24 protein-coding genes and 1 pseudogene are annotated in these 26796 nt (G+C 62.6%); 11 read left to right on the forward strand and 14 right to left on the reverse strand.

The features are described from left to right. Positions 1-29: 29 nt before the first annotated feature. The 3 genes from AC15MQ_RS07275 (at position 30) to AC15MQ_RS07285 (ending at position 4462) form a co-directional block, all read left to right on the forward strand. Positions 30-545: a DUF6398 domain-containing protein gene (locus AC15MQ_RS07275; protein WP_287667654.1), complete on the forward strand. Its 516-nt coding sequence runs from the start codon at positions 30-32 to the stop codon at positions 543-545. Positions 546-861: 316 nt separating this feature from the next. Further along, positions 862-2493: a transposase gene (locus AC15MQ_RS07280; protein WP_287664039.1), complete on the forward strand. Its 1632-nt coding sequence runs from the start codon at positions 862-864 to the stop codon at positions 2491-2493. A gap of 67 nt (positions 2494-2560) precedes the next feature. Further along, positions 2561-4462, forward strand: coding sequence for a GGDEF domain-containing response regulator (locus AC15MQ_RS07285; RefSeq protein ID WP_483079758.1), 1902 nt, complete (start codon positions 2561-2563; stop codon positions 4460-4462). A gap of 166 nt (positions 4463-4628) precedes the next feature. On the opposite strand, the gene AC15MQ_RS07290 is transcribed toward AC15MQ_RS07285, so the two are convergent. Then, on the reverse strand, positions 4629-5012 hold the full coding sequence (locus AC15MQ_RS07290) for a hypothetical protein (RefSeq protein WP_332337509.1): 384 nt from the start codon (positions 5010-5012) through the stop codon (positions 4629-4631). Positions 5013-5256: 244 nt separating this feature from the next. Between AC15MQ_RS07290 and AC15MQ_RS07295 the strand changes: the two genes are divergently transcribed. The 8 genes and pseudogenes from AC15MQ_RS07295 to AC15MQ_RS07330 all read left to right on the forward strand — a co-directional run bounded on the left by AC15MQ_RS07295 (position 5257) and on the right by AC15MQ_RS07330 (position 15358). After that, complete coding sequence (locus AC15MQ_RS07295; protein WP_483079759.1) at positions 5257-7119, forward strand: M48 family metalloprotease; 1863 nt, start codon at positions 5257-5259, stop codon at positions 7117-7119. 23 nt (positions 7120-7142) lie between these two features. After that, on the forward strand, positions 7143-10313 hold the full coding sequence (locus AC15MQ_RS07300) for an EAL domain-containing protein (protein ID WP_483079760.1): 3171 nt from the start codon (positions 7143-7145) through the stop codon (positions 10311-10313). 184 nt (positions 10314-10497) lie between these two features. After that, entirely contained in the window at positions 10498-10929 is a 432-nt protein-coding gene (locus tag AC15MQ_RS07305; RefSeq protein WP_483079761.1) for an HIT family protein, read from the forward strand. 31 nt (positions 10930-10960) lie between these two features. Beyond that, positions 10961-12568: a hypothetical protein gene (locus AC15MQ_RS07310; protein ID WP_332337512.1), complete on the forward strand. Its 1608-nt coding sequence runs from the start codon at positions 10961-10963 to the stop codon at positions 12566-12568. 103 nt (positions 12569-12671) lie between these two features. Then, positions 12672-12953 (forward strand): annotated as a pseudogene (locus tag AC15MQ_RS07315) (gamma-butyrobetaine hydroxylase family protein); the annotation flags it as partial. A 175-nt stretch (positions 12954-13128) separates the two neighbouring features. Beyond that, entirely contained in the window at positions 13129-13869 is a 741-nt protein-coding gene (gene ubiE / locus AC15MQ_RS07320; protein ID WP_287667638.1) for a bifunctional demethylmenaquinone methyltransferase/2-methoxy-6-polyprenyl-1,4-benzoquinol methylase UbiE, read from the forward strand. Positions 13870-13883: 14 nt separating this feature from the next. Further along, the gene (locus AC15MQ_RS07325) at positions 13884-14774 is read left to right on the forward strand and encodes a Tim44 domain-containing protein (RefSeq protein ID WP_287667636.1); all 891 of its coding nucleotides are present in this window, start codon (positions 13884-13886) and stop codon (positions 14772-14774) included. An 11-nt stretch (positions 14775-14785) separates the two neighbouring features. Further along, positions 14786-15358, forward strand: a complete 573-nt coding sequence (locus tag AC15MQ_RS07330) for a ubiquinone biosynthesis accessory factor UbiJ (protein WP_287652225.1) — start codon at positions 14786-14788, stop codon at positions 15356-15358. Positions 15359-15446: 88 nt separating this feature from the next. Here the strand turns inward: AC15MQ_RS07330 and AC15MQ_RS07335 are convergent, their stop codons facing one another. From AC15MQ_RS07335 to mnmG, 13 genes are all read right to left on the reverse strand, one after another. After that, complete coding sequence (locus AC15MQ_RS07335) at positions 15447-15869, reverse strand: F0F1 ATP synthase subunit epsilon (RefSeq protein WP_287652224.1); 423 nt, start codon at positions 15867-15869, stop codon at positions 15447-15449. 76 nt (positions 15870-15945) lie between these two features. Beyond that, positions 15946-17346, reverse strand: a complete 1401-nt coding sequence (gene atpD / locus AC15MQ_RS07340) for a F0F1 ATP synthase subunit beta (protein WP_287652223.1) — start codon at positions 17344-17346, stop codon at positions 15946-15948. Between the two features lie 37 nt (positions 17347-17383). Beyond that, on the reverse strand, positions 17384-18247 hold the full coding sequence (gene atpG, locus AC15MQ_RS07345) for a F0F1 ATP synthase subunit gamma (protein ID WP_287652222.1): 864 nt from the start codon (positions 18245-18247) through the stop codon (positions 17384-17386). An 18-nt stretch (positions 18248-18265) separates the two neighbouring features. Continuing rightward, complete coding sequence (atpA, locus tag AC15MQ_RS07350; RefSeq protein WP_287652221.1) at positions 18266-19804, reverse strand: F0F1 ATP synthase subunit alpha; 1539 nt, start codon at positions 19802-19804, stop codon at positions 18266-18268. A gap of 10 nt (positions 19805-19814) precedes the next feature. Then, complete coding sequence (locus tag AC15MQ_RS07355; protein WP_287652220.1) at positions 19815-20351, reverse strand: F0F1 ATP synthase subunit delta; 537 nt, start codon at positions 20349-20351, stop codon at positions 19815-19817. Positions 20352-20355: 4 nt separating this feature from the next. After that, positions 20356-20826: a F0F1 ATP synthase subunit B gene (locus tag AC15MQ_RS07360; protein WP_287652219.1), complete on the reverse strand. Its 471-nt coding sequence runs from the start codon at positions 20824-20826 to the stop codon at positions 20356-20358. A 40-nt stretch (positions 20827-20866) separates the two neighbouring features. Further along, positions 20867-21118 (reverse strand): F0F1 ATP synthase subunit C, encoded by a 252-nt coding sequence (gene atpE / locus AC15MQ_RS07365; RefSeq protein WP_034921580.1) that lies wholly within the window; start codon positions 21116-21118, stop codon positions 20867-20869. Between the two features lie 99 nt (positions 21119-21217). Further along, positions 21218-21988 carry a F0F1 ATP synthase subunit A gene (gene atpB / locus AC15MQ_RS07370; RefSeq protein ID WP_287652218.1) on the reverse strand — a complete coding sequence of 257 codons (771 nt, stop codon included), beginning with the start codon at positions 21986-21988 and terminating at the stop codon, positions 21218-21220. Positions 21989-22005: 17 nt separating this feature from the next. Next, positions 22006-22368, reverse strand: a complete 363-nt coding sequence (locus AC15MQ_RS07375; RefSeq protein WP_287652217.1) for an ATP synthase subunit I — start codon at positions 22366-22368, stop codon at positions 22006-22008. Positions 22369-22513: 145 nt separating this feature from the next. Next, the gene (locus AC15MQ_RS07380; protein WP_287652216.1) at positions 22514-23353 is read right to left on the reverse strand and encodes a ParB/RepB/Spo0J family partition protein; all 840 of its coding nucleotides are present in this window, start codon (positions 23351-23353) and stop codon (positions 22514-22516) included. Further along, entirely contained in the window at positions 23350-24159 is an 810-nt protein-coding gene (locus tag AC15MQ_RS07385) for a ParA family protein (RefSeq protein ID WP_332337519.1), read from the reverse strand. Before AC15MQ_RS07385 ends, AC15MQ_RS07380 begins: the two co-directional genes overlap by 4 nt. Before the next feature lie 13 nt (positions 24160-24172). Further along, entirely contained in the window at positions 24173-24808 is a 636-nt protein-coding gene (rsmG, locus tag AC15MQ_RS07390; protein ID WP_287663944.1) for a 16S rRNA (guanine(527)-N(7))-methyltransferase RsmG, read from the reverse strand. Beyond that, positions 24805-26727, reverse strand: coding sequence for a tRNA uridine-5-carboxymethylaminomethyl(34) synthesis enzyme MnmG (gene mnmG / locus AC15MQ_RS07395; RefSeq protein WP_483079762.1), 1923 nt, complete (start codon positions 26725-26727; stop codon positions 24805-24807). Before mnmG ends, rsmG begins: the two co-directional genes overlap by 4 nt. Positions 26728-26796 lie beyond the last annotated feature (69 nt).

Below are 26796 nucleotides of genomic sequence, written 5' to 3' on the forward strand. Positions count from 1 at the left end.
GTTTTCGCAATTTCACAGGTGACCCTTCCATGTCCCAGAGAATCCCCCAAGCGATGGCCGAAAAGTTCGCTGCCGTCACGGCGCTGACCGACGCCTTCTGCGAGCACGCGCTCAACGACGAATACCGTCAGTTGATCCATCGCCTGGTCGGCACCCTGGCCAGGAAACGGCCCTCGCCGCTGTTGCGCGGTACGGAGAAGGTCTGGGCGGCGGCGGCAGTGCACGCGGTCGGGCGGATCAATTTTCTCGATGACCCGGCACAGACGCCGCACTGCCGGCCGAGTGCGATCTTCCAGTTCTTCGGTGTTGCCGAGAGCACCGGGCAGAACAAATCCAGGGAAATCCGGGAAATGCTCAAGATGGGCTCGCTGTCACCGGACTGGACCCTGCCCAGCCGACTCGCCCGGAATCCTCTGGTGTGGATGCTAAACATCGATGGTGTGCTGGTCGACATCCGACATGCCCCCATCGAGTTGCAGCGGCTGGCCTTCGCGAAGGGCCTGATTCCCTTCATTCCCGCCGAGCAGATGGAACCGACGGCGTAAGCCGCGTTGCGGGTACGAGGAACGTCGGGGGCACCCGCCGGGACAGTCGATTCCCGGCTCAAGGCGGTACGATGCAATTTGCCGCTTGCACCGATGCGTCCGCAGCGTTGCACCGGCAGGCTGGCGGGAGCAGGTTCGGGAGAGCGGGAAACAGCAGGGTTTTCATCTTCCGGGGTGACTGACTAATCCATGACCGTCTGGGCGGCGATACCTTGGAAAGGAAAGCATATAAACCTATTTTCCTCAGTTGAAAGAGCAAGAATTGCTGCAAACTGAGTGCTGGTGAGGGTTTCCGGCGAATCGGGAGGGTCACCCAATGGGTGAGTTGGATTTCGAGCGAAAAGAGCTGGTCAAGGCGGTGGATGGTGCCTTGCAAGAGATCGAGCAGACGGCGCTGGAGATGCGTGTGGCGACGCTTGGTGGGCGATTCCACGTTCGCTGGGACGAAGGGGGAAGTGCCACGGCCCTGGGGCAGTTGCCGTTCTTTGCCGAATTCCTCGAAGTCTCGGGCCTATTCACCCGTTGGCTGGGGGGGTGTCCGATGGCCTACACCAGCTCCAACGCACCCGAGTCGGTCGACGTTCTCGGCACCTGGATGTTGTCGATACTGGATGGCCAGCGGCGGTATGCGCATGTGACCGGGCTACGCGGCGACGAGGTCGCGCCGCAGATTCTCGGCATGAACAAGATCATCAGCGATGAAAGTCTGCGCCGCGCCCTGGCGCATCTGGCGCCGAACCAAGCCAAGCCGTGCCGCGGCGAAGCGCGTGCTGCCCGGGCGGCGCAACTGGCAAAGAGTACGGCATGGATGGACACGGCGCTTTCGGAGAGCAGCCGCGAAGCGCTCCGTACGCCCTGGATTCTCGACGTCGACACGACCATCAAATTGCTCTACGGCCACCAGGCGGGCGCCGAGGTCGGATACAACCCCACGAAACCGGGACGGCCCAGTCATACACTGCACACCTACTGGATCGGCAATCTGCGTTTGGTGCTTGATGTGGAAGTGCAAGGCGGCAAAGCCATTGCCGGGAAATATAGCCGGCCCCGGCTACGCCTGCTGCTCGAACGACTCGCTGTTGAGGAACGTCCCGTCCTGGTGCGCGGCGACATCGCCTTCGGCAATGAAGGCATGATGGCCGAGATGGAAGAGATAGGGCAGCGCTATCTCTTCAAGCTCAAGCAAACGGCTGGGGTCAAGCGCCTGATCGAGCGGCTCTGGCGGCGCAGCGACTGGCAGGGTGTCGGCCAGGGTTTTGACGCGGTGGAAGCCGAACTCCAATTGGCGGGCTGGACTCGCGCGCGGCGTGTTGTGGTGCTACGGCGACGCGTCAAGTCCAGCCTGGTCGCCGAAGCGAGCAACGAGAGCACCCAGCCCGAGTTGCAGTTCCTCGACCATTCGGAGAGGGCCAAACTCTGGGAATACGCCGTCCTGGTCACGAACGCGGACTACTCGACAGAAGCCATGGGCCAGTTGTATCGGGATCGGGCCGATTGTGAAAATGGCTTCGACGAACTGAAAAATCAATGGGGCTGGGGCGGCTACACCACGCAGGACCTGGAGCGCTGCAACCTCTCGGCGCGAGCGGTGGCGCTGATCTACAACTGGTGGAGTTGGTATGTTCGCCTGGCGCATCCGAAGACACGCCTGGAAGCGATCACCAGTCGCCCGATGTTGCTCGCCGGGGTGGGCCGCCTGACCGAGCACGCCGGCCAGTCTCGCTTGCTGCTCACGCTCTCCCATGCGGCGGGGGACCAAATCAAGGCGATGATCGTCAATGTCCGCAAGGGTCTTGACCATGTTCTGGCAAGTGCGCCTCAGTTGCCAAAAGCTGGCCGCTGGCCGGCGCTTGTCCGCTACATCGTCGACAAAATCATCAACGCTAGACCGAAAGCATCTCCTCCTACGCCTGTGGCTCCCCCAAGTCTCGCACTTGCCGCGGGTTAACAGAGGAATTTAGGATAAACTGCGCGCTGAGCGATGGTGAACAATCGGCAATCAGCTGCGGAAGAACATGAGCAAGATCGAACAACTGCGGATCAGTGGCCAACTGCCCAGCCCCAAGGGGGTGGCACTGGCGGTAATGGAGATGAGCCGGCGCGAGGAGGCGACTCTCGATGAGGTGGCGCGGGTGGTGCAGACCGATCCCGCCCTGTCGAGCCGGCTGTTGCGGCTGTGCAATGCGGCAGCAAACGGCGGCCGGCCCGTGGCCTCGATCCGCGAGGCCGTGCTACGCCTGGGAATGACTGCCGTTCGCCAACTGGCGATGGGGTTTTCCCTGGTCGACCAGCACCTGCAGGGCCCGTGCTCCTCTTTTGACTATTCGGCTTTCTGGTCGCACTCGTTGTTCATGGCGGTGGCCGGCCAGGAATTGGGCAAGATGGTGCGAGCGGCGTCGCCTGACGAGCTGTTCGCCTGTGGTCTCTTGGCCCAGATTGGTCGCCTGGCGCTGGTCACGGTCTACCCTGCCGAGTACGCGGCGATACTGGCAGAGGAGTGCCACGGTGTGGCGCTGCTGGAACTGGAGCGCGAGCGGCTGGGTCTCGATCACGCTGAAGTCACCGCCGTCATTATTGCCGATTGCGGTTTCCCCAAGGCGCTGGCCGAGCCGCTCCATTTTCACGAACAACCGGAAACTGCAGGCTTTTCCGACGGCTCGCGGCCTTGCCAACTGACTCATCTGTTCTTCCAGGCGAGACGGATGGCGGATCTCGGTCTGTCAGCGGTGACCGAACGCCACGGAAACATCTCTGAACTGATGCTCCTGGGCAGCAAGATCGGGCTGGATGCGACGGGTCTTGGGGAGGTCTTCGACCGGGTGGTTCGGATCTGGCACGAATGGGCGGAGTTGCTGAAGATCCCGGTCGGCCCACTGCCGTCATTCGACGCCATGGCCAATGCCCCGGTGCCGCGACCCGAACAGGAAACTGCGAAGGGCCACGTGCGTGCGCGGGTGTTGCTGGTGGAAGACGAACCGACGACGCGCATGCTGACCGAAGGCGTGCTGTGCCACCTGCTCGGTGGCGCCGTGTACACCGCCGAAAATGGCCAGCAGGCCCTGTCTCTGGCGCTGCAGGTCATGCCGCAGATCGTCATTACCGACTGGCTGATGCCGATCATGGACGGTCTGGAGTTCTGCCGTGCGCTGCGCGCCACCGACTGGGGCCAGTCGATGTACGTCATCATGCTGACCGGTGAGGAAACCGAGGGCAAGATCATCGAGGCCTTCGAGGCCGGGGTAGACGATTACTTGGTCAAACCGGTGAATGGGCGCGCCCTCGGTGCCCGGATGCGGGCGGCCCTGCACTATGTGAAGTTGCTCGAAGCCTGGGAAGGCGATCGGGCACAACTCAAGGAGTTCGCCGCGGAACTGGCGATCAGCAACCGGCGACTCCAACACGCGGCGATGACCGACGTGTTGACCGGCCTGCCCAATCGACGTGCCGGCATGGCGGCGCTCACCCGATTCTGGAATGCTTCCCAGCGCACCACTCAGCCGGTGGCGGCGCTGATGATCGACGTGGATCGCTTCAAGTCGATCAACGACCAGCACGGTCATGCGGTGGGCGATCAGGTCCTCCAGGAAGTCGCCAGGGCGATCCAGAACTCCGCCCGCAAGGACGACATCGTCAGCCGCATCGGCGGCGAGGAGTTCCTGCTGGTGTGTCACAACGCGGATGCGCGGGTTGCCCTGCTGGCCGCCGAGCGCCTGCGCCGGATGGTGAAGGCGCTGCGCATCATCATTGCCGGCGTGGAGATCCAGTTCACGGTCAGCATCGGTGTCGCCAGTCGCGAGGCGGGCATGGCGAGTGAGGAAAACATGCTGCTGGCGGCGGACAAGGCGCTCTACGCCGCCAAGAACAACGGCCGGGACCGGGTCTGCCTGTGTGTGCAGGGCCGGACGCATTGCCCCTGACCCGCCCTTCCGACGCTGCTGATTGCCACGGTGAATCAGGCACCACCTGCGAAGCGCCACCTGCAGTGACCGCGGCGGTGACCGGTCATGCGCAGGGACTGGCGGCGGTGATCATCGCTTCCCGGCAATGGCGCCGGCGCGCCGGTCCGGGCTCTGGAGCGAGCACTTAATCGAGCAACTTCTGGAAGAAGCCCTTCTGATCCCATTCGCACAGTTTCTTGCCGATCGGGTAGAGCGCCTCGCCGGCGAGCACCCGGGCGGGCGGCGTGGCCTGGCCTTCGGTGATGACTGCGGCCTCGCGGGTCTTGCAATCGATCTGGAACTTGTCCAGCGCATCCGGGGTCTCGGGAACGGCGGATCGATAGAGCGTAAAACTGACCCTGTCGCCTTCGCGCTGTACTCGATCCGGTTCGTAATATGCGCGCATGCCGGGAACGTACTCGCGCGCGGCAGGCTTGGTGGGGTTGCCCGGCGCCCCGGTCGGCTGGGCGGTGGCCGCGGACGGCAACACAAGGGCCAGGGCAAGGACCAGCAAGGGCTTGTGGATCATCTCTAGGAACTCCTCGGGTATGGATGTCGGTACCGTTCTCGAAACATTGGCCATTTTACTGTGATCACGATGCCCGCAAGCCTCCGGCGCATCGATCGATGCCTGTCGCCGACCGCCGCAGGGACCGCTGGGGCATGCGGCGGCCCGGCTGCGATTGACGGCGGCGGCTACGGCCGGCGATACTCCGGGCCATAGCCTTGAAACCCGCACCCGAATCCCGCACCCTTTGGCGCGCAGCAAACCCATGACCGACGAGCAGTTCGAATCCCTGGTCGCCCGCCTGGAGGCCGAGCAGGCGCGCCATCCTGCCGGTTACCGGCGCAAGGTGCTGCTGCTGGCCGTCGCCGGCTATGCCTACATTGCCCTGGTGCTGGCGGGTTCGACCCTGCTGCTGCTCGCCTCGCTGGCGCTGATCACCAAGGCGGCGGCCGCCGGCATCAAGCTGGCGATCGTCTTCGGCGCGTTTTTCTGGCTGGTGGTGCGGGCGATGTGGGTCAAACTCGACCCGCCCGCGGGCCGCGAGGTTTCGCGTGCCGAGGCGCCGGAACTCTTTGCCCTGCTCGACGACCTGCAGCGCGCGTTGCAGGTCAGCGGCGGCTTCGACCATGTGCGGATCAGCGACGATTTCAACGCCGCGGTCGTGCAGATTCCGCGGCTGGGCGTCCTCGGATGGCACCGCAACTATTTGTTGATCGGCCTGCCGCTGATGAAGGCCCTGAGCCGAGAACAATTCGCCGCCGTGCTCGCGCACGAACTCGGCCATCTGGCGGGCGGCCACGCGGCGCTCGGTAACTGGGTCTATCGTCTGCGGCTCGGCTGGGCACAACTGGCGGCGCGACTGCAGCAGGCCCAGTCGGCCGCCGGCTTCGTGTTCCGCCCGTTCTTCAGCCGCTACGTGCCGTACTTCAGCGCGGTGTCCTTTCCGTTGGCGCGTGCCAACGAGTACGAGGCCGACCGGAATTCCGCGCGCCTGACTTCACCGACCGCGGCGGCGGCGGCACTGACCACGGTCAATGTGCTGGGGAACTTCCTGGAGAACCGCTTCTGGCCCGATCTGCACAAGCAGGCCAACGATCACGCGCAACCCCGGTTCTCGCCGTTTGCCGCGATGGGCGGCGCGATGACCGGCGGCGTAAACGAATCCGACCTGGCTCGCTGGCTGAGCGAGGCCCTGGCACGCAGGACGTCGGTGGCCGACACGCATCCCGCGCTCGTCGACCGGCTGCACGCCCTCGCCGAGCAGGCTCGCCTGGCGCTGCCGCAGCCGGGCCAAGCGGCCGATCTGCTGCTGGGCCCGGCTCTCGCGCCGATTACCGAGGCGTTTGACCGCCATTGGCAGGAGGCGATCCGCAGCGCCTGGGAACAGCGCCATCAGCAGGTCCAGGAACAGCGCCGGTCGCTCGCCGCGCTCGACGCGCGCGCCGCGGCCGGCGAGCTGAACTTCGACGAGCGTTACCAGCGTGCCTTGCTGACCGACGAAGTCGGCAGCGGCGAAGCCGCCGCACGCGAACAGTTGCAGGCGTTGCACGCGGAGGATCCCGAGCACGCGCCGGTGGCGTACGCGCTCGGCCTGAGCCTGCTGCAGGTTGACGACGATGCCGGCATCGCGCTCGTCGAGTCGGCGATGGTGCGCGACCCCGAGGCCATCGCCCCCGGCGCGGCGCTGCTGCGCGACTTCCACCTCAGACACGGCCGCGAGGTCGAGGCCGCGCGCTGGCAGCAGCGCTGGCGCGAGCGCCAGGAACTGCTCTACCGCGCACGGGAGGAGCGCCAGCAGATCAGCGCGCAGGACACTTTCGAAGCGCACGGCCTCAGCGACGCGGCGGTCGCGGCGCTGCGCCGGCAACTCGCCGGCGTGCCCGGCTTGCGCAAGGCCTGGCTGGTGCGCAAGCGTGTGCAACACCTGCCCGAACTGCCTCATCTGGTGCTCGGCTTCACGGCGACGCCGTGGTACCTGCCCAGGACCGCGAAGCGGATCCGGCAAACGCAGGACAGCATCGCCGAGGGGGTCGTGTTTCCCGGGCCGGCCGGAGTGATCGGAGTCGAGGGCGGGAACGCGGCAATTCGCCGGAAGATGCAGAAGGTCGCCGGCGGGCGGCTACTCTAGGCCGACGCGAGGATAAACGACGGATGCGCCACTTCCTGCTGGGCCTGATTGGTCGCCTCAGTGTCGGCCGCAAGCTGATCCTGATCTACGCCCTCGATTTGTCGGCGGTGATCTTCATCTCGACGATCCTGATCAACGAGAAGTTCATTGCCATCGATTTCGCGCGCAAGGAGATCGTCGGCAACGCGTACATCGCGGCGGTGCGCGCGGCGACTCTGGGCGCCGCGACCGACGCCTCGGGAGTTCCCGCGGCGGCCGCGATACTGGCCGCCGAGGCGCGCTACGGCACGGCACGCGGTGATCTCGGCAGCCGCACGCTGGCGCAGGCGCTGGCCCAACGGCTCGAAGCGCACGCGGCTGGCCTGGCCAGGAGCGCAGACAACGGCCATTCCGTGGCTTTGGCGATGCAGGCGCTGATCACGCGCATCGGCAATCAGTCCAACCTCATCCTCGACCCGGACCTGGACAGCTACTACACGATGTCCATCGTCGTGCTGCGCTTCCCGGAGTTGCTGGATCTGATCAGCCGCGTCCGCGAGCAGGCCCGGGCGGCCGGCATGGCGACGCCGCGCGAGCGGGCACGACAGCAAACCGAGTACTTGATCCTCGAAGGGCGTCTCGATGCCGTCGCCAGCGGCATCGACGCCGATTACGCCGAGGCCCTGGCCGCCGGCACGCCGGCCCTCGGCGCGGCGCTGCAGCCATCGCGTCGCAGCCTGCTGGCGGCGGTCGATGTGCTGCGCACGGGTGCGCGCCAGATCGCGATCGAGCAGGAACATGGACCGGACAAACCCGATCTCGAACGCATGGCTGGCGAGGCACGGCAGCAGCTCAACCAGGCGTGGGCGCAGGCCGGGGTGGCTCTCGACGATCTGCTGCAGGGCCGCATCGACACGCTGTTCCAGCGCATGTGGCTGCACCTGGGAACCGCTGCGGCGCTGCTGCTGGTCCTGCTGAGCGTGGTGTTCTTCGTCGCCCGCCAGATCGCGCTGCCGATTCGCCGTCTCGCCGCGGTCGCCGACAGCGTCCGCAGTTCGGGCGACTACACGCTGCGTGCGACGTGGCAATCCAACGACGAGATTGGACGCCTGATCACGGCCTTCAACGACATGCTGGACCAGCTCGACCGCAGCCGCCGCGTCGAACAGGAACTCGCCGCGCAATCACGCGCAGCCGCAGCACAACGGCAACTGCTCGAAGCCGTGCCCATTCCACTGATGGTCACCGCCACGCCGCATCACGAGGTCCTGCATACCAATGCGCAGGCGCAGGCCTGGCTCGACGGTCGTCTGAGCGATCCCTGGGTGACCGGGTTGACCCCCGCGGCGCGTGTGCGCTTCTTCCAGATGCTGGCCGATACCGGCGCAGCCAATGAATTCGAAGTGCTGTGGCATGGCGAGAAGAGAACCGACTGGGCGCTGCTTTCGGCACGCTGCCTGCGCTACCAGGATCAGGATGCGGTTCTGACGGCATTCACCCCGATCGGCCGCATTAAGCATATGGAAGAACGACTGGAACTCTGGGCCAAGGTGTTCGAGGCCTCGTCCGAGAGCATCCTGATCACCGACGCCAACCGGCAAATCCTGACCGTCAACCGCGCCTTCTGCCGCAACACCGCCTATGAGCGGATCGAGGTGATCGGCGAACAACCCAACTTCCTGCGCTCCGACCGCCACCCGCACGGCTTCTACGACGACCTCTGGCAATCCGCGAGCGTGCGCGGCTCCTGGCAGGGCGAGATGTGGATCCGGCGCAAGACCGGGGAAGCGTTTCCGGTATGGGCGGTATTGAATGCGGTGCGTGACGATGACGCCCGCATCACCCACTACATTGCGACCTGGTTCGACATCAGCGCACGCAAGGCCGATGAGCAACGCATCAGCCACCTCGCGCAGCATGACGTGTTGACCGACCTGCCGAACCGGGCGCTCTGCGTCGAACGCCTGCGGGTCGCCCTGCAGCAGGCGGAACGCCACCAGCGACGCGTCGCGGTGCTGTTCATCGACCTCGACCGCTTCAAGAACATCAATGATTCACTTGGCCATCACATCGGCGATGGCGTCCTGCGCTCGGTGGCGCACCAATTGCAGTACGCGGTTCGCACCGGCGACACGGTCAGTCGCATGGGCGGCGACGAGTTCGTGGTGATTCTCAACGATGTCGCCGACGTCGAGGAAATCCGCCAGATCGTCGACAACCGCCTGATCCGGCTGATCCGCCAACCCCACAACGTGGACGGGGCCGAACTGCACGTTTCCTGCAGCGTCGGCATCGCCGTCTATCCGGAGGACGGCCGCGAGATCGACATCCTGATGCGCAACGCCGACGCGGCGATGTACCAGGCCAAGGAGCAGGGGCGCAACAATGCGCAGTTCTTCACTATCGAGATGGACCGACGGGCGCGCGAGCGCATGCAGATCGAGAATGACCTGCGCGGCGGCATCGAGCGCGGGGAACTGCGGGTCTATTACCAACCGCGCGTCGACTGCCGCAGCGGCACCCTGCTGGGTGCCGAAGCCCTGGTCCGCTGGCAGCATCCGCAGCATGGCCTGATGACACCGGCGAACTTCATTCCGGTGGCCGAGGAAAGTGGCCTGATCATCCCGCTGGGTACCTGGGTCCTGGCGGCAGCCTGTCGCCAGCAGGTGCGCTGGCGCGAGAGCGGCTTCGCCGACATCGTGATCTCGGTCAATCTCTCGGCGGGGCAACTCCACGACCCGGAATTGCTGGCAACGCTGCAAAGGGCCATTACCGAGCACGGGGTCAACCCGGCAATGATCGAACTGGAGCTGACCGAATCGCTGCTGATGGAGGATGTGACATCGACCATCGATCTGCTGCTGACCATCAAGAGGCTCGGTATCTCGCTCTCGGTCGATGACTTCGGCACCGGTTACTCCAGCCTCAACTATCTGCACCGCTTCCCGATCGACAAGCTGAAGATCGACCAGTCGTTCGTCAGGGACATGCTCGATGACCCCAACGATCTGGCGATCACCAAAGCGGTGATCGGTCTCGGCCACACCCTGGGACTGCGCGTCGTCGCCGAAGGGGTCGAAGAGGTCGAGGAAATGCGCGTGCTCGCCGCCGCCGGCTGCGACGAACTGCAGGGCTATCTGTTCGGGAAACCGATGCCGGCGGAGGCATTCGAGAACTGGCGCGCCGCCGCTGACCCTGGCAACACGGGCGGGTAGGCGTCGCCGTCCAACGCCAACCTGTCGTAACCGGGCGCGCTCGGTTCCTGCTGGCGCCATGCCTGTTCCTCGGCGGACTTCCGGACCAGTCCGTGACCTATTTCCTAACGGCTGCCGGCATGCTTGCGTATCGTTCGTTCCAAGGCGGCGCATCGGCGCCCGATGAATAGCAAGGAGTCGGGAAGTGAGTGAGTACGGGTTTGAAGGTTGCGAGCTCTGTGACTCGCCAGGTGGCGAGGTCGTCTGGGAGAGCGCCCTTTGTCGTGTGGTCATGGTCACGGACGCCGACTACCCCGGCTTCTGTCGAGTCATCCTGCACCGCCACCTGGGCGAAATGACCGACCTGCCGCAAAGGGAGAGGATGCAGGTGATGAATGTGGTGTTTGCCGTGGAGAGCGCGGTGCGCTCACTTTACCGGCCGGACAAGATCAATCTCGCAAGCCTCGGCAACATGACCCCGCACGTTCATTGGCACCTGATTCCGCGCTGGCGCGACGACCGGCATTTTCCGTTTCCCGTCTGGGCGAAACCGCAGCGACTGAACAGCCCACGCCGAAGCGTCGTAGACGGGCAGCAGCTCGGCGATCAGATCATCGCCGCCCTGCGCACCACATAGTCCGCCACTGGCGGAAGGAGGAGGAAGAATCATGAGCGCAGTCCTTGCCAAGGTCCCGGCCAAGATGAAGATCGCCAACCTGCAGACCGGTTTTCAAATCCTTTCTCGCCTGCCGTTAGCCAACTCGCAACAAGCCGTACTGGATATCAACCAGTTTCTCGATAGCCTGCTGCTGGCCCCGCCGGATGGCGATGTCTACCTGCAACTGCTCGAACAGACGCGGATTTCCCTGTGTTTCATCGAGGACGAACTGGCACGGCGCTATACCAACAAGGCACTACCGCTGGGCGATGTCGAGGAAGAGATCTTCCGGCAAGTCGTTGCCACCTGGTTGAAGGCGGCCCGTGCCTATGCCCACTGCGCCCAGTTGCAGCACGATGAAGATGGCAAGTCCGATGCCGAGCGCCTGGCGCTGATCCTGCACCGCTGCATCTATTACACAGGGATGGCGATGGTCGAACACCATCGCGCCCGTCAGGAGTTCCCGGCCGGCCTGTGGCTGGACCTGCACGGCTATTACGCGAGCGCCGAGGAATGGGGGGTGGCGACACTCCACGTACCCGATTCGCTGGACTCCCTCGGCCGTGGCACGCATTGCATGGCGGCTTTCGTGAGCCTGTTGCTGTGCGAACTGGCTGGCCCCTACAGCCTTTCTGTCCGTGAGTTGGACCTGGTGCGGCGCTGGGCAGGCAACTGGTCACCGCTGGTGAGCGTACACCCGGCCGTTCCAGATGACATCCTTCCCGAGTTCGTCGTCGACCTGATGCAGGACTGTGGACTGCGCACTGCCGGCGACTGCCCGCAAACAGTCCATCTGCGTCGCCTCGATAGTTCCCGTCTGACCGCGCAACTCAATCAGGTGAGGATACAGTTGCAGCGGAGAATTCCGCCCGTGCAGCTTGGTCTCGGCGAAGACTGCACCGCCGCGCAATGCCAGCGGCTGCTGGCCCGGATCTTCAAGCCGTGGTCGATGCTGCGGGCAACGCGCAAGTTCCGCCGGCACGCGGCAACGGGTATCTCGAAAGTGTGTTCCGGTTTTGCGGCCATTCACTACAACATCTCCGGGAAGGAATTCTCGCAACCGGAGAGCGAGCGCGTCTACTCACGCGACGAGTTCGACAGCCTGTTCGCCTTCCGCCACATGCTGGAACCCATGCAACACCTGGAGACTCGCCAGACGCAACTGGGGTTTGGTCTGGATATCTGGGAAGTGGTTGATCAATGCGCCAATGGCTTTCGCCTGCTGCGCTCGACCGCCGGAAAGCGGATCGAGCCTGGGCAATTGCTGTCCATTTACCCGCACGACGGCAGTTCTCAACTGCTTGCACAAGCGGTGTGGCTGATGCAGGAGCGGGGCGGCAGTCTCGTCGCCGGAATCGCCGCGCTGCCGGGAAGGCCACAAGCCGTCGCCGTACGGCCCCTTCCTCAGATGGGAGCGCCTGCCGAGCCCTTTGGGCGGGCCTTCCTCCTGCCGTCGGTGCCGACAATCGGTGCCGAACAGACACTCGTCGTAGCACGTGGATGCTACCATCCGGAACGAGTTCTCGATCTCTATGCAGACGGTCTCGCACGGGTGCGCCTGCAGCGCCTGATCGGGAGTGGTGCAGACTTTGAGCGCGTGACATTCGTCGCTGACTGACCCTCGACCGGGTCGACGGGCCCTCCTGTTGGCACGACCACGGTCCGAACGGGCCGGCAATTTTGCGTTATCATGTGCCGTCAATTTATGCACAGAGATCGCCATGGCTGGCCTGGACCACAGCACGAAAACACCGACCGAGATCAAACTGCATCAGAAGTCCCGCATACTGGAGCTGAGCTTCGAAGATGGCGAGCGTTTTGAGCTGACCTACGAGTTTCTGCGTGTCTTCACGCCTTCGGCCGAAGCGCGTGGCCATGGTCCGGGACAGGAGGTTCTGCAGTTCGGTAAACGCGACGTAGGCATCGAGCGCATCGAAGCCGTCGGCAACTACGCCATCCGGCCGGTCTTTTCTGATGGACATGAGAGCGGACTGTATTCGTGGGACCTGCTCTACAATCTGGGGAAAAACCGCGACCAGCTTTGGCAGGCCTACCTCGACCGCCTGCAAAAGGAACACCGCAGTCGCGAGGCCGACGAATCCTCCGCCAGCCGTGTCACCAGCCACAGCGGCTGCCACAAGCATTGATCCCGCCGGATTCGTCCCCATACAAGCAAACATGAGCGATAGAAATACAACCCACTTCGGCTTTCAGGAAGTCGCGGAGGACGAAAAAGCGCGCCACGTTGCCGACGTTTTCGACTCCGTTGCACAGCGCTACGACCTGATGAACGATCTGATGTCCGGCGGTCTGCACCGTCTCTGGAAGGCCTTCGCGATTGCCAAGAGTGGGGTGCGGGCGGGCGCCCGCGTCCTTGATGTAGCTGGCGGCACCGGCGACCTGGCGTTGTCTTTTGCCAGGAAGACAGGCGCGAGCGGCCAGGTGTGGCTGACGGACATCAACCAGGCGATGCTTTCGCGCGGCCGCGACCGACTTTGCGACAAGGGCTTCATCGTCCCGGTCGCACGGTGTGACGCAGAGAAACTCCCGTTCCCCGACGATTATTTCGATTGTGTGAGCGTTGCCTTTGGTCTTCGCAACATGACGCACAAGGACCAGGCCCTGGGTGAGATGCGTCGCGTCCTCCGGCCCGGCGGTCGGCTGCTGGTTTTGGAATTCTCGCAGGTCTGGAAGCCCCTGGCGCCGGTCTACGACTTCTACTCGTTCAAGGTCATCCCGCGACTGGGCGAAATGATTACCCACGACGCCGCGAGCTACCAGTATCTGGCAGAGTCGATTCGGGTGCACCCGGATCAGGAGGCACTGAAGCTGCTCATGGAACGTGCCGGCCTCGAGCAGGTCGAATATTTCAATTTGGCTTTGGGTGTTGTCGCCCTGCACCGCGGTTTCAAGTTTTGACTGGAGGAATGGTAATGAAGAAGATCCTTATGGCCCTGAGTGTCTGTGTCTTGAGCTTGGGGCTGGCAGTGGGCGATGCAGAAGCCAAGCGGCTCGGCGGCGGCAAGTCGACGGGCATGCAAAGAGAATCGGTGACGCAGCGCCCGGCGACACCACCCCAGAGCGCGGCCGCTGCCCCCGCTGGCGCAGCGCCTGCAGCACCGGCGGCCGCCCCCAAGCGTAACTGGATGGGCCCACTGGCGGGTCTCGCTGCCGGCCTCGGCATTGCCGCGCTGATGTCACATTTTGGTATGGGTGAGGGCCTCGGGAACTTTCTGATGATCGCCCTGCTGTTGCTTGGCGCGGTGGTCGTCTTCAAACTGATTTTTCGCCGCAAGGCCCCGTCGATTCAGGGATCCGAATCCCTGCAGTACGCTGGCGCCGGCGCCGGGGTACCGCTTGATTCCCGCCCGGGCTTCCCAGCCGATGACCACTACGCGGGTCAAGGATCTGGGGCTCCTGGCAGCCTCGCCTCGCAGGCGCCGGCCAGCATCCCTGCCGGCTTTGACGTTGACGCCTTCCTGCGGGTCGCAAAGTTGAATTTTGTTCGCCTGCAAGCGGCGAACGATGCCGGCAATCTGGAGGACATCCGCGAGTTTGTCGCCCCGGAATTGTTTGCCGAGATCAAGCTGCAACTCGACGAGCGCGGCAAGGCCATCCAGCAGACTGATGTCGTCACCCTCAACGCCGAACTTCTGGAGGTTGTCACCGAACCCACACGGCACATTGCCAGCGTGCGCTTCAGTGGCATGATCCGCGAAGAGGCGGGTGCTCCAGCAGCGCCATTCGACGAAGTCTGGAACCTGTCGAAGGCACTCGAAGGAAGCAAGGGCTGGGTGGTTGCCGGTATTCAGCAGCTTTCCTGACTGAAATGTTGTTGGCACGGCCCGCGCTCGGTTTCGTCAATCACTTGTTGACCGCCGAGCCTTGGGCGCGCGAGCGGCTACTCGGCTTTGCCGGCAGGATAGCGTCCTTGCAGTTCGGAAACGGCGCAGTCCTGCAGGTTCGGATCAGCGAAACGGGGTTGCTGGAAGAGGACACAACAGGCGTCGAGGCGACGGTCAGTATCGGTCTGCCTGACGATGCCGTGATTCGCGTGCTGACTGATCCGCCTTCCCTGTTCTCCGCGGCGACGATTTCCGGCTCTGCCGACCTCGCTGAGACGCTGGGTTTTGTCTTTCGCAATTTGCGCTGGGATATCGAACACGATTTGTCACGAGTCACTGGCGACATTGCAGCTCAGCGAATTTTTCAGGTGGCAAAAGGCCTGCTGCAATGGCAGTGGCGAGCTGCCAGAAATCTCGCACTCGGGATGACCGAGTATCTGACGGAAGAAGAACGTGCGATTGCCCGCCGTGGCGATGTCGAACAGTTCTGCTCCGAGGTGGACGCTCTGCGTGACGATTGTGCGCGTGTCGAAAAGCGACTTCTGCGGCTCGAATCTGCCTAGTTTTCAGGCGCTTTCTTGGTTACAAAAAAAGGCAGCTTGAGAGCTGCCTTTGTCGCAGGGCTGGCATTCGCCAGCGGGCGAGAAACTTCTAGTGCCGATTGCGTAGCCTCTTGATGGCCTGCAACTGTGCGACGGCCTGCGCAAGTTCTGCCTCCGCCGTCGCCAGACCGACGTCCGAACTGCGATCCCGGAGCGCTTCCTCGGCACGGCGCTTGGCTTCCATCGCCTTCGCCTCGTCCAGATCGTGAGCACGAATTGCCGTGTCGGCGAGTACGGTGATCAGTGCGGGCTGCACTTCCAGCATTCCGCCGGATACGTAGACCATCTCGTATTCGTCCCGATCGGGAACCTTCAGGCGAACGGTGCCCGGTCTGATGCGGGTCAGGAGGGGCGTGTGTCGCGGGTAGATCCCGAGCTCGCCAGCTTCGCCCGGGAAGACCGCGAAATCCGTCTCGCCGGAGAAGATCAGTTCCTCGGCGCTGACGACGTCTACATGTACTCTGATTGCCATGGTTTTTCCCTTGCTGGGTCGGGCCCCTGCCTTTGCGAAGGCTGCCGGGGTACGACGTTCCCTGATCGCGCCCTACCTAGAGTGTCTTGGCCTTTTCGAAGACTTCTTCGATGCCGCCAACCATGTAGAACGCCTGCTCGGGGATGCTGTCGCACTCTCCCTCAACGATCATCTTGAAGCCCTTGATGGTGTCCTTGAGAGTCACGTACTTGCCTGGCGAACCGGTAAAGACTTCGGCCACGTTGAACGGCTGGGACAGGAAGCGCTGGATCTTGCGAGCACGATAAACGGCCAGCTTGTCTTCCGGCGACAGTTCGTCCATACCGAGAATGGCGATGATGTCCCGCAGCTCCTTGTATTTCTGGAGTGTCATCTGCACCGCGCGAGCGACGTTGTAGTGCTCCTCGCCGACGACCTGTGGGTCGAGTTGGCGCGAGGTCGAATCAAGCGGATCGACGGCTGGATAGATACCCAGCGACGCGATGTCACGTGACAGAACCACGGTCGAGTCGAGGTGCAGGAAGGTGGTCGCCGGGGAAGGATCGGTCAGGTCGTCGGCAGGCACATACACCGCCTGAATCGACGTGATCGAGCCGACCTTGGTTGAGGTGATGCGCTCCTGCAGGCGGCCCATTTCCTCGGCCAGGGTCGGCTGGTATCCGACCGCCGATGGCATCCGGCCGAGCAGCGCCGACACTTCGGTACCGGCAAGCGTATAGCGGTAGATGTTGTCGACGAAGAACAGGATGTCGCGACCATCGTCACGAAAACGCTCGGCCATGGTCAGACCGGTCAGTGCGACACGCAGACGGTTGCCAGGAGGCTCGTTCATCTGCCCGAAGACCATCGCCACCTTGTCGAGAACGTTGGAGTCCTTCATCTCGTGGTAGAAGTCGTTGCCTTCGCGGGTCCGCTCGCCCACGCCGGCAAAGACCGAAAGCCCCGAGTGCTGCTTGGCGATGTTGTTGATCAGTTCCATCATGTTTACGGTCTTGCCGACACCGGCACCACCAAACAGACCCACTTTGCCGCCCTTGGCAAACGGACAGACCAGGTCGATCACCTTGATCCCGGTTTCCAGCAGGTCGACGGATGGCGACAACTCGTCAAACTTAGGTGCGAGCTGGTGGATTTCACGACGTTCTTCGGTGGCAATAGGCCCGGCTTCGTCGATCGGCCGACCAAGTACGTTCATGATGCGACCGATTGTCGCGTTGCCAACGGGAACCGCAATGCCACCGCCCGTGTCGTTGACCTTCATGCCGCGGCGCAGGCCATCGGAAGACCCCATGGCAATCGTACGGACCACGCCGTCACCGAGTTGCTGCTGGACTTCGAACATCAGGTCAGTCTCGCACATATCCGACTCTTCGGCTTTATCGAGCTGGAGTGCGTTGTAGATCCTGGGCATTGCGTCACGCGGGAACTGGATGTCCACCACGGCGCCGATACACTGAACAATGTTTCCTTGACTCATCGTCGTATCCCTAATCAATAAACTAACTATCGCGTGGTCAGACAGCCGCTGCGCCGCCGACGATTTCCGAAAGCTCTTTGGTGATCGCTGCCTGGCGAGCCTTGTTGTACACCAGCTTGAGTTCGCCGATCACATTCTTGGCGTTGTCCGAAGCAGACTTCATCGCGACCATGCGCGCGCTCTGCTCGGAAGCCATGTTTTCGGCGACCGACTGGTAGATCATCGCTTCGACATAGCGCACCAGCAAATCGTCGATCACCGCCTTGGCATCGGGCTCATAGATGTAGTCCCATCGGTTGCCTTCGCCACCAACGAGTTCGCCGGATAGCGGCAACAACTGATAGAGGGTCGGCTCCTGCTTCATGGTATTGATGAAACGCGTGAAAGCGATGTACAGAACGTCCGTCTCACCCTTCATGTACGCGTCGAGCTGCACCTTGACCGGTCCGATCAGTTTTTCCAGGTGCGGCGTATCGCCGAGTCCGGTCAACTGTGAGACGACGTTCGCACCGGCACGCTGCATGAACCCCAGTCCCTTGTTACCGATCGCGGTAACGCGAAGCTTCTTGCCTTCGGCATCCCACTCCTTCATCTTGCCAAGCGCAAGACGCAGGACATTGGTGTTCAGGCCACCGCAGAGCCCCTTGTCGGAGGTTACGGTGATCAGTCCGACTGCTTTCACCTGCTCGCGTACGGTCAGGAAGGGATGGCGGTAGTCGGTCAGGGCATGCGAGAGATTGCCGGCAACACGCCGGATCTTGTCGCCGTAGGGACGGGCGGCGCGCATCCTGTCCTGCGCCTTGCGCATCTTGGATGCGGCCACCATTTCCATGGCCTTGGTGATCTTGCGCGTGCTCTCGACGCTCTTGATCTTGTTGCGGATTTCCTTGCCGCTAGGCATGGCAATCTCCTCGATCGATCAGGCCAGCGTGGCCTTGAATTCCTCAATCGCCTTGGTGAGCTTCTGCTCTGCGTCGGCGTCAAGATCCTTGGTCGTTTCGATCTTGGTGATGAGGTCAGCGTACTTCTGCTTGACGAAGCCGTGCATCTGCTTCTCGGTGGCCAGCGCCTTCTTCACGTCAACATCGTCGAAGAGGCCCTTGTTCACCGCATGCAGTGTGATCGCCATCTCGGAGATCGACAGCGGCGAATACTGTGGCTGCTTCATCAGCTCGGTCACCAGCCGGCCACGATCGAGCTGCTTGCGCGTCGCTTCGTCAAGGTCGGACGCAAACTGGGCGAAGGCCGCCAGTTCACGGTACTGGGCAAGGGCCAGACGTACACCACCACCGAGTTTCTTGATGACTTTCGTTTGCGCCGCTCCGCCGACCCGCGAGACAGAAATACCGGCATCGATGGCGGGACGCACACCGGCGTTGAAGAGGTCGGTGTCAAGGAAGATCTGGCCGTCGGTAATCGAGATCACGTTGGTCGGAACGAAGGCGGACACGTCACCGGCCTGCGTCTCGATGACCGGCAGGGCAGTCAGCGAACCGGTCTTGCCCTTGACTTCGCCATTGGTGAATTTCTCGACCCAGGCTTCCGAGACGCGCGCTGCGCGCTCAAGCAGGCGGGAGTGCAGGTAGAAGACGTCACCTGGGTAAGCTTCACGCCCCGGGGGACGACGCAGCAGCAGCGACACCTGGCGGTAAGCCCACGCCTGCTTGGTCAAGTCGTCGTAGATGATCAGGGCGTCCTGGCCGCGGTCGCGGAAATACTCGCCCATGGTGCAGCCGGAATACGGAGCGATGTACTGCAGGGCCGCGGATTCCGAGGCGGTTGCGGCGACGATGATGGTGTACGCCATCGCGCCGTTCTCTTCCAGCTTGCGTACCACGTTGGCAACCGTCGAGGCCTTCTGACCGATCGCCACATAGATGCAGATCAGGTTCTGACCCTTCTGGTTGATGATCGTGTCGACGGCGACCGCGGTCTTGCCGGTCTGCCGGTCACCGATGATCAGTTCGCGCTGGCCACGACCGATCGGAACCATTGCGTCGATCGATTTCAAACCGGTCTGCACGGGTTGCGAAACGGATTTGCGCCAGATGACGCCAGGTGCGACCTTCTCGATCTTGTCGGTCAACTTGTGATTGACCGGGCCTTTGCCGTCGATCGGCTGCCCCAGCGAGTTCACGACGCGTCCGAGGAGTTCCGGTCCGACCGGAACCTCGAGGATACGGCCGGTGGTCTTGACGGTGTCGCCTTCACTGATCTCGTCGTACTCACCGAGAACGACCGCGCCAACCGAATCTCGGTCGAGGTTCAAGGCCATGCCGAAAGTGTTGCCCGGAAACTCGAGCATTTCTCCCTGCATGACGTCGGTCAGGCCGTAGACACGGCAGATACCGTCGGTCACCGAAACGACGGTGCCCTGGGTGCGCAGATCGGCGCTGATCGCAAGATTTTCAATCTTGCTCTTGATCAGTTCGCTGATTTCGGAAGGATTCAACTGCATGGAAATTCTCCTAGTTCTTGAGCGCCAACCGCAGGCTCTCGAGTTTTCCGCGTACGGAGGTATCGAGAACCTGGTCGCCAACCACAATCTTGACGCCGCCGATCAGCGATTGATCGACGACCACTTCGGCTGTTAGCCGGGTCTTGAAGCGCGTTTCCAGGTCTTCGATCAGAGCCTTGCGCTGCTCGTCGTCAACCGGAAAGGCACTGTAGATCGTGGCTTCCCTGACGCCTTCCTGGGCGGCTCTCAGCGCCTCGAAGAGACCAGCGATTTCCGGCAGAGCGGACAGCCGCTCATTGGTTGCGAGGACGTCGATCAGATTGGCTTCGCCGCCTTCCTGCGTCTTGCCGACCAGCGACTTGAAGAGTTCGCTCTTCTGCGTGGCTGAGAGTTCGGGGTTGCCGATGCAGGAACGCATCTGCTCATCCGTGGCGATCGCAGAAAGCAGCGACAACCGCTCGGACCAGGCCGCCAGCGCCTTGTTTTCCAACGCGATGCGGAACACCGCTTCAGCGTAGGGGCGCGCGATGGTAACGAGTTCGGCCATGGCTTCAGAGTTCCTGCTTGAGCGCGACCAGCATTTCGGCATGCGCCTTGGCATCGACTTCGCGCTTCAGGATGCGCTCGGCACCAGCCACGGCAAGGTCGGCGACACGCCCACGCAGCTCGGCCCGGGCCTGCTCCACCTGCTGGGCAATCTCGGCCTTCGCCGAAGCAACGACCTTGTCGGCTTCGACCTTGGCTACCTGCTTCGCCTCTTCGACCATCTGGGCACCGCGCTTTTCTGCCGCGGTGATGATGTCGGCAGCTTTCGCCTTGGCATCACGGAGGGCGTCTGCGGAGCGCTTGCCGGCTAGTTCCAGTTCATGCTTCCCGCGCTCGCCGGCGGCCAACCCGTCGGCAATCAGTTTTTGGCGATCAGCCATGGCCTTCGCCAGCGGCGGCCAGACGTACTTCATGGTGATCCAGATGAAGACGCCAAACCAGATCGCTTCGCCAATCAACGTTGCGTTGATGTTCACGCTAACCTCCTGTTAAGAGTTAGTCCGAAAGGAGAAGCGATCAACCCTTGACGACGGCAATGAAGGGATTCGCAAACAGCATGAACAGGGCGATACCGACACCGATCATGGTGACCGCGTCGAGCAGACCAGCAACGATGAACATCTTGACCTGGAGAGTCGGAATCATTTCCGGTTGGCGAGCCGCGCCTTCGAGGAAGCGCCCACCCAGCAGACCAAATCCGATAGCGGTACCGAGAGCACCCGCACCGATCAGGATGGCGACGGCGATGGCGGTATTACCAAGCAACATTGACAGAGCGGCTTCCATTAGTTTCTCCTAGTAAGACATGCTAAATGCGTTAAACAAGAACAACGTGAATCAAACTCGAAAGCAGGACGACTGGCCACGCTAACCGTGCGACTCGCTGGCCATCGACAGATACACGATGGTCAGCATCATGAACACGAAGGCCTGCAGGGTGATGATCAGAATATGGAAAAGCGCCCAGGGCAGGGCCAGCGGCAACTGCCAGAGACCGAGCAGGGCAATCAGGATGAACACCATTTCACCGGCGTACATGTTGCCGAACAGACGCAGCGAGAGCGAGATCGGCTTGGCGATATCCTCGATGATCCGGAAAAGGAGATTCACCGGCGCCATCTTCGCGCCGAAGGGGACGGTGAACACCTCATGCAGGAAGCCGCCGACACCCTTGACCTTGACACCCATGATCAGCATGATCGCGAAAACGGTCAGCGACATGCCGAAAGTCAGGTTCGGATCGGTAGTCGGCACTGACTTGAAGTAATGCACGCCACCCCAACCGAGGACCAACGGAATGAAGTCAACCGGGATCAGGTCCATGGTGTTCATCAACAGGACCCAGACGAAAATGGTGATCGCCATCGGCGTGACCAGCGGACTCTTGCCGTGGTAGGTGTCCTTGACCTGCTGGTCGATGAACGAAACCAGCATTTCAACGAAAGTCTGCAGCCCGCCCGGCACCCCCGAGGTAGCCTTCTTGGCCAGCTTGGCCATGCCGACGAAAGCGAACAGGCCAAGCAAGCCGGAGACCAGCAGGGAATCCAGGTGAAACGTCCAGAAACCGTGACCGACCGTTAGGTTGGTCAGGTGGTGAACAATGTATCCACTCGACGTTAACGCCTCGCCCGAAGCCATATCTTCCCCCTGTTTGACTATTGCTGCCTGAGCAGCGCCATCCAATAAACGACAATCGTTGCAACGTAGGTCAGGAAGAGCGGCAAGGCGGCGAGTTGCGCATAGGTCTTGAACACCAAGGCAAACAGCAACAGGGTCACGGCGAACTTGTAACCTTCACCAGCCACCTGGGCATTGAACGCCTTCTTCGCATCGGCCACTGCCCGCCCCGATGGCCGCAAGGCCCGCCATGCGTAGGCCAGAGCGCTGGCCATGGCGATACCGCCACCGAGCATAGCGGACACCGCCGCGTTGAACCCCAAGACCACCCCCGCCACCAGCCCTGCTCCCAGTGTGACCAGCAATTGGCAGCCAAGGACCCAGCGGACCTGAGGATGCACAGCTAGCCCCTCCAAAACGTTGGCAGAATACCAGACTCGCTGAGGGGAATCAAACCGCAAGTGCAAAAAACTTTGAATTCCTCGCAAACATCTGCCTTGCAGCCGGCATCCGGGCCCTTTGGCAACGCCCCCATGGTGCGCTGCGTCAATGACGCAGACGCTGCAGAATACCCTCTAGCTGATCAAGGTTTCCGAAGTCGATCAACACCTTGCCAGCGCCGCGCTTATTCGCACGAATCGCCACCTGGGCACCCAGCAAGTCGGCGAGTTCCTCCTGCAAGCGCAATACGTCCCGATCCGGTTTCTTCGGCTCAGGGTCCTTCGGCGCCCGCAAGGCGTACTGGACCAGGCGCTCGGTTTCTCTGACCGACAAGCCCTTGTGCACCACACGCTGCGCCAGCTGGACCTGCAACGCACCAGCCAGTGGGAGCAGGGCACGCGCATGGCCCATGTCGATTTCGCCTCGCATCAGCAGTTCCTGCGCCGGCGGGGCCAACTGCAACAGACGCAGCAGATTCGATGCCGCCGGCCGCGAGCGGCCAACCGCATCGGCCGCTTGCTGGTGAGTCATGGCGAATTCGTCGATCAGTCGCTGCAGGCCAAGCGCTTCCTCAAGCGGATTGAGATTCTCGCGCTGGATATTCTCGATCAGCGCCATGGCCAGTGCCGCTTCGTCGGGAATTTCCCGGATCAGGGTCGACACTTCGGCCAACCCCGCCATCTGCGCCGCCCGCCAGCGCCGCTCGCCGGCGATGATCTCGTAACGGTCGTCGCCGACCGGCCGTACCAGGATGGGCTGCATCAGGCCCTGTACCCGGATCGAGGCCGCCAGTTCCTCGAGCGAGGTCGGGTCCATGTGCGTACGCGGCTGGTACTTGCCGGGCTGGATATGGCCTACCGGCAGGGTGCGTTGCTGCTCCCGGTTGTGGGTGTCATTACCTGCCAGCAAGGCATCGAGACCACGCCCAAGTCCCTTCATCTTCATGGCCTCACTCCCGGGGCTGCGGTTGCCGCCGCAGTCCCGGGCTTGTCGGCACAGCGATCGAGAATCTCTTGCGCCAGCAGAAGGTACGCCTGGGCTCCCTTGGAACTGCGGTCGAAAGCGATCACCGGCTTGCCGTAGGACGGCGCCTCGGCGAGGCGCACATTGCGCGGAATGATCGTCCGATAGACCTTGTCGCCGAAGTGACCCTCCAGTTCACGGGACACGTGCTGGGTCAAGGTCGAACGCGGGTCGAACATGGTTCGCAGCAAGCCTTCGATTTCCAGGCGCGGATTCAGCTTGGCACGCACCTTTTTCAGCGTCGCCACCAGGTCGGTCAGGCCTTCCAGCGCGTAATACTCGCATTGCATTGGGATCATCACGCTGTCGGCGGCCACCAGACCATTGACCGTCAACATGTTCAATGCCGGTGGGCAGTCGAGCAGAATGAAATCATAGCTGCCACGGATGTCGGCGAGCGAGTCCCGCAGGCGATACTCGCGCTGCTCGATGTCGATCAGGTCAATCTCGGCACCCGCCAGTTCACGGTTCGCCGGCAATACGTCGAAGCCAAAATCGGTCCGCATCCGCGTGTCGGCCATCGTCGACCGGCCGATCAGGATCTGGTACACCGTCGGCATGGCCTCTCGCTTGACGACGCCGCAGCCGGTGGTCGCGTTACCCTGTGGATCGAGGTCAATCAGCAGCACACGCTGAGCGCACTCGGCGAGACAGGCCGAAAGGTTTACCGCCGTCGTCGTCTTGCCGACGCCGCCCTTCTGGTTGGTTACCGCGAGTATTCTTGCCAAATCGACTCTCCCTTCAATGCTGCCCGGCACTGCTGCGCATCACGACCAGATGGCGCTCGCCCTTGACGCCCGGCACGTCCAGGCGATGTACCGTATCCACCGCGACTTCCAGCGGCAGGCCGGCGATCTCGTCCTGCGGCCAGACGCCCTTCATCGCCAACCAATGGCCACCACTTTGCAACAGATGGCCCGACAACTTGACCAGCGTACTCAAATCAGAAAAGGCACGCGCGGTGATCGTCGCAAACCTGGCCGGTGGCCGGTAGGTTTCGACGCGGCCACAGTGTACGGCAATATTCGCCAGACTCAGCTCAATTGCCACCTGTTGCATGAATGCCGTCTTTTTCGAGCTGCTGTCCAGGAGAGTCACCTGCAACTCCGGCCGCGCGATGGCCAGCGGGATGCCCGGCATGCCCCCACCGCTGCCGACGTCGAGCAGCGTCGCGCCTTTGACGAAGGGCAGCACCGCCAGCGAATCGAGGAGGTGATGGCTGATGGCCAGCGAAGTCGCGGACAGGGCGGTCAAGCGATAGGTGTGGTTCCACTTTTCAAGCAACCCGGCGTAGTCGAGCAGTCTTTGCTGCGCCGATGCCGGAAGGTCGTTGCCGAGGACGACCAGGCCCTCTGCGAGCTGCGCCTCCGGGCTCATCGACCCGGGACGACGGCGGGTGAATGCCGGGAGCTCAATTGTCCGCGTTTCAGATGAACCAGCAGGATCGAGATCGCCGCCGGGGTCACGCCCTGAATGCGGGACGCCTGGCCGAGTGTTTGCGGCCGATGCAAGACGAGCTTCTGCCGCACTTCGCTGGACAGTCCACTGAGGCTGCGGAAATCGAAGTCCTCAGGGAAACGCGTCTCCTCGTTCGCCAGAGTCTTTGCTACTTCCTCCTGCTGACGTTCAATGTAACCCTGGTATCGGGCCTGGATCTCGACCTGCTCGATGACCTGCGAATCGAGCAAGCCGGCATCGACGGCAACGTCACCGACGCACAGCGTCATCAATTGCTCGTAGCTCACGTCCGGACGGCGCAACAGATCGTGCAGGGAATACTCGTGCTCCAGCGGTTTGCCGAATACCCGCGTCGCCTCCTCGTCGGCCAGCTTTGCCGGATGCACCCAGGTTGACCGCAAGCGCTCCTGCTCGCGGTCGATTGCTGCACGCTTGTCGCAAAAGGCCGCCCAGCGCCGGTCGTCCACCAGACCCACACGGCGCCCCTGCGTGGTCAGCCGCATGTCGGCATTGTCTTCGCGTAGCGACAAGCGATACTCGGCACGACTGGTAAACATTCGATACGGTTCGGAAACACCACGCGTGATCAGATCGTCGACCAGCACTCCCAGATACGCTTCGTCACGGCGCGGCGTCCAGGGCGCCTTCTCCTGCACCTGCAGGGCGGCGTTGGCACCAGCCAGCAAGCCCTGCGCTGCGGCCTCCTCGTAACCGGTGGTGCCGTTGATCTGGCCAGCAAAGAAGAGGCCGCTGATTGCTCTGGTTTCGAGTGCAGCAGTCAGGCCACGCGGGTCAAAGTAATCGTATTCGATGGCATACCCGGGGCGCAGAATGTGGCAGTTCTCGAGGCCTCGCACAGAACGGACGATGGCCAGCTGGACATCGAAAGGCAGGCTGGTCGAGATTCCGTTCGGATAGATCTCGTGCGTGCCCAGGCCCTCGGGCTCAAGAAAGATGTTGTGGCTGTCCTTGGCCGCAAAGCGGTGGATCTTGTCTTCTATCGAAGGGCAATAACGTGGTCCGACGCCTTCGATCACGCCGGTGTACATGGGCGAGCGGTCCAGGTTGGCACGGATGATGGCGTGCGTCCGGGGGTTGGTACTGGTAACCCAGCAGGGTAACTGCGGCGGATGCTGTGCGGGTGTACCAAGGAACGAGAATACCGGCAGGGGATCGTCGGAATGCTGTTCGGCGAGTTGCGAGAAGTCGATGGTCTTGCCATCCAGACGAGGCGGGGTACCGGTCTTGAGCCGCCCGACCGGCAACTGCAGTTCGCGCAGGCGCGCGGCCAGGGAGGTCGACGGCGGATCGCCCATACGACCCCCCGCATGGTTCGACAAACCCACATGGATCAGCCCGTTGAGAAAGGTCCCGGCAGTCAGGACGACGGCGCGGGCCGCGAAGCGGACGCCGAGCTGGGTCACCACACCCACGACGCGGTCGCCGTCCAGGATCAGGTCGTCACACGCCTGCGCGAAAATCGTCAGGTTGGGCTGGTTTTCCAGGCGGCGGCGAACCGCCTGCCGATAAAGTACACGATCGGCCTGCGCGCGTGTTGCGCGCACCGCCGGTCCCTTGCTCGAATTGAGAATCCGGAACTGGATTCCCGCTTCATCGATGGCCTCGGCCATGGCGCCGCCCAGTGCATCGATCTCCTTGACCAGATGCCCCTTGCCAATGCCGCCGATCGATGGGTTGCAACTCATCGCACCTAGCGTCTCCAGGTTGTGCGTCAACAACAGCGTCCTGGTGCCCATGCGCGCCGCGGCGAGCGCCGCCTCGGTTCCGGCATGGCCGCCACCGACGACGATGACGTCGAAACGGTCAGGGAAGAGCATGGCTTATCCGCATTTCTGGCTTCGAAGAGATTCGGGAAAAACCCGCAATTCTACGCCAGTTCTCTGAAA

It is taken from the genome of Candidatus Accumulibacter propinquus (assembly GCF_056856495.1).

Bases quoted from the DNA above. Each gene is read 5' to 3' on its own strand.
- AC15MQ_RS07380 (WP_287652216.1), bottom strand. From the start codon at position 23,353: ATGAAGATGAAGGGACTTGGGCGTGGTCTCGATGCCTTGCTGGCAGGT.
- AC15MQ_RS07295 (WP_483079759.1), top strand. From the start codon at position 5,257: ATGACCGACGAGCAGTTCGAATCCCTGGTCGCCCGCCTGGAGGCCGAG.
- ubiE (WP_287667638.1), top strand. From the start codon at position 13,129: ATGAGCGATAGAAATACAACCCACTTCGGCTTTCAGGAAGTCGCGGAG.
- AC15MQ_RS07310 (WP_332337512.1), top strand. From the start codon at position 10,961: ATGAGCGCAGTCCTTGCCAAGGTCCCGGCCAAGATGAAGATCGCCAAC.
- atpE (WP_034921580.1), bottom strand. From the start codon at position 21,118: ATGTTGCTTGGTAATACCGCCATCGCCGTCGCCATCCTGATCGGTGCG.
- AC15MQ_RS07325 (WP_287667636.1), top strand. From the start codon at position 13,884: ATGAAGAAGATCCTTATGGCCCTGAGTGTCTGTGTCTTGAGCTTGGGG.
- AC15MQ_RS07300 (WP_483079760.1), top strand. From the start codon at position 7,143: ATGCGCCACTTCCTGCTGGGCCTGATTGGTCGCCTCAGTGTCGGCCGC.
- atpA (WP_287652221.1), bottom strand. From the start codon at position 19,804: ATGCAGTTGAATCCTTCCGAAATCAGCGAACTGATCAAGAGCAAGATT.
- AC15MQ_RS07285 (WP_483079758.1), top strand. From the start codon at position 2,561: ATGAGCAAGATCGAACAACTGCGGATCAGTGGCCAACTGCCCAGCCCC.
- AC15MQ_RS07355 (WP_287652220.1), bottom strand. From the start codon at position 20,351: ATGGCCGAACTCGTTACCATCGCGCGCCCCTACGCTGAAGCGGTGTTC.
- AC15MQ_RS07280 (WP_287664039.1), top strand. From the start codon at position 862: ATGGGTGAGTTGGATTTCGAGCGAAAAGAGCTGGTCAAGGCGGTGGAT.
- mnmG (WP_483079762.1), bottom strand. From the start codon at position 26,727: ATGCTCTTCCCTGACCGTTTCGACGTCATCGTCGTCGGTGGCGGCCAT.
- rsmG (WP_287663944.1), bottom strand. From the start codon at position 24,808: ATGAGCCCGGAGGCGCAGCTCGCAGAGGGCCTGGTCGTCCTCGGCAAC.
- atpG (WP_287652222.1), bottom strand. From the start codon at position 18,247: ATGCCTAGCGGCAAGGAAATCCGCAACAAGATCAAGAGCGTCGAGAGC.
- atpD (WP_287652223.1), bottom strand. From the start codon at position 17,346: ATGAGTCAAGGAAACATTGTTCAGTGTATCGGCGCCGTGGTGGACATC.
- atpB (WP_287652218.1), bottom strand. From the start codon at position 21,988: ATGGCTTCGGGCGAGGCGTTAACGTCGAGTGGATACATTGTTCACCAC.
- AC15MQ_RS07275 (WP_287667654.1), top strand. From the start codon at position 30: ATGTCCCAGAGAATCCCCCAAGCGATGGCCGAAAAGTTCGCTGCCGTC.
- AC15MQ_RS07290 (WP_332337509.1), bottom strand. From the start codon at position 5,012: ATGATCCACAAGCCCTTGCTGGTCCTTGCCCTGGCCCTTGTGTTGCCG.
- AC15MQ_RS07335 (WP_287652224.1), bottom strand. From the start codon at position 15,869: ATGGCAATCAGAGTACATGTAGACGTCGTCAGCGCCGAGGAACTGATC.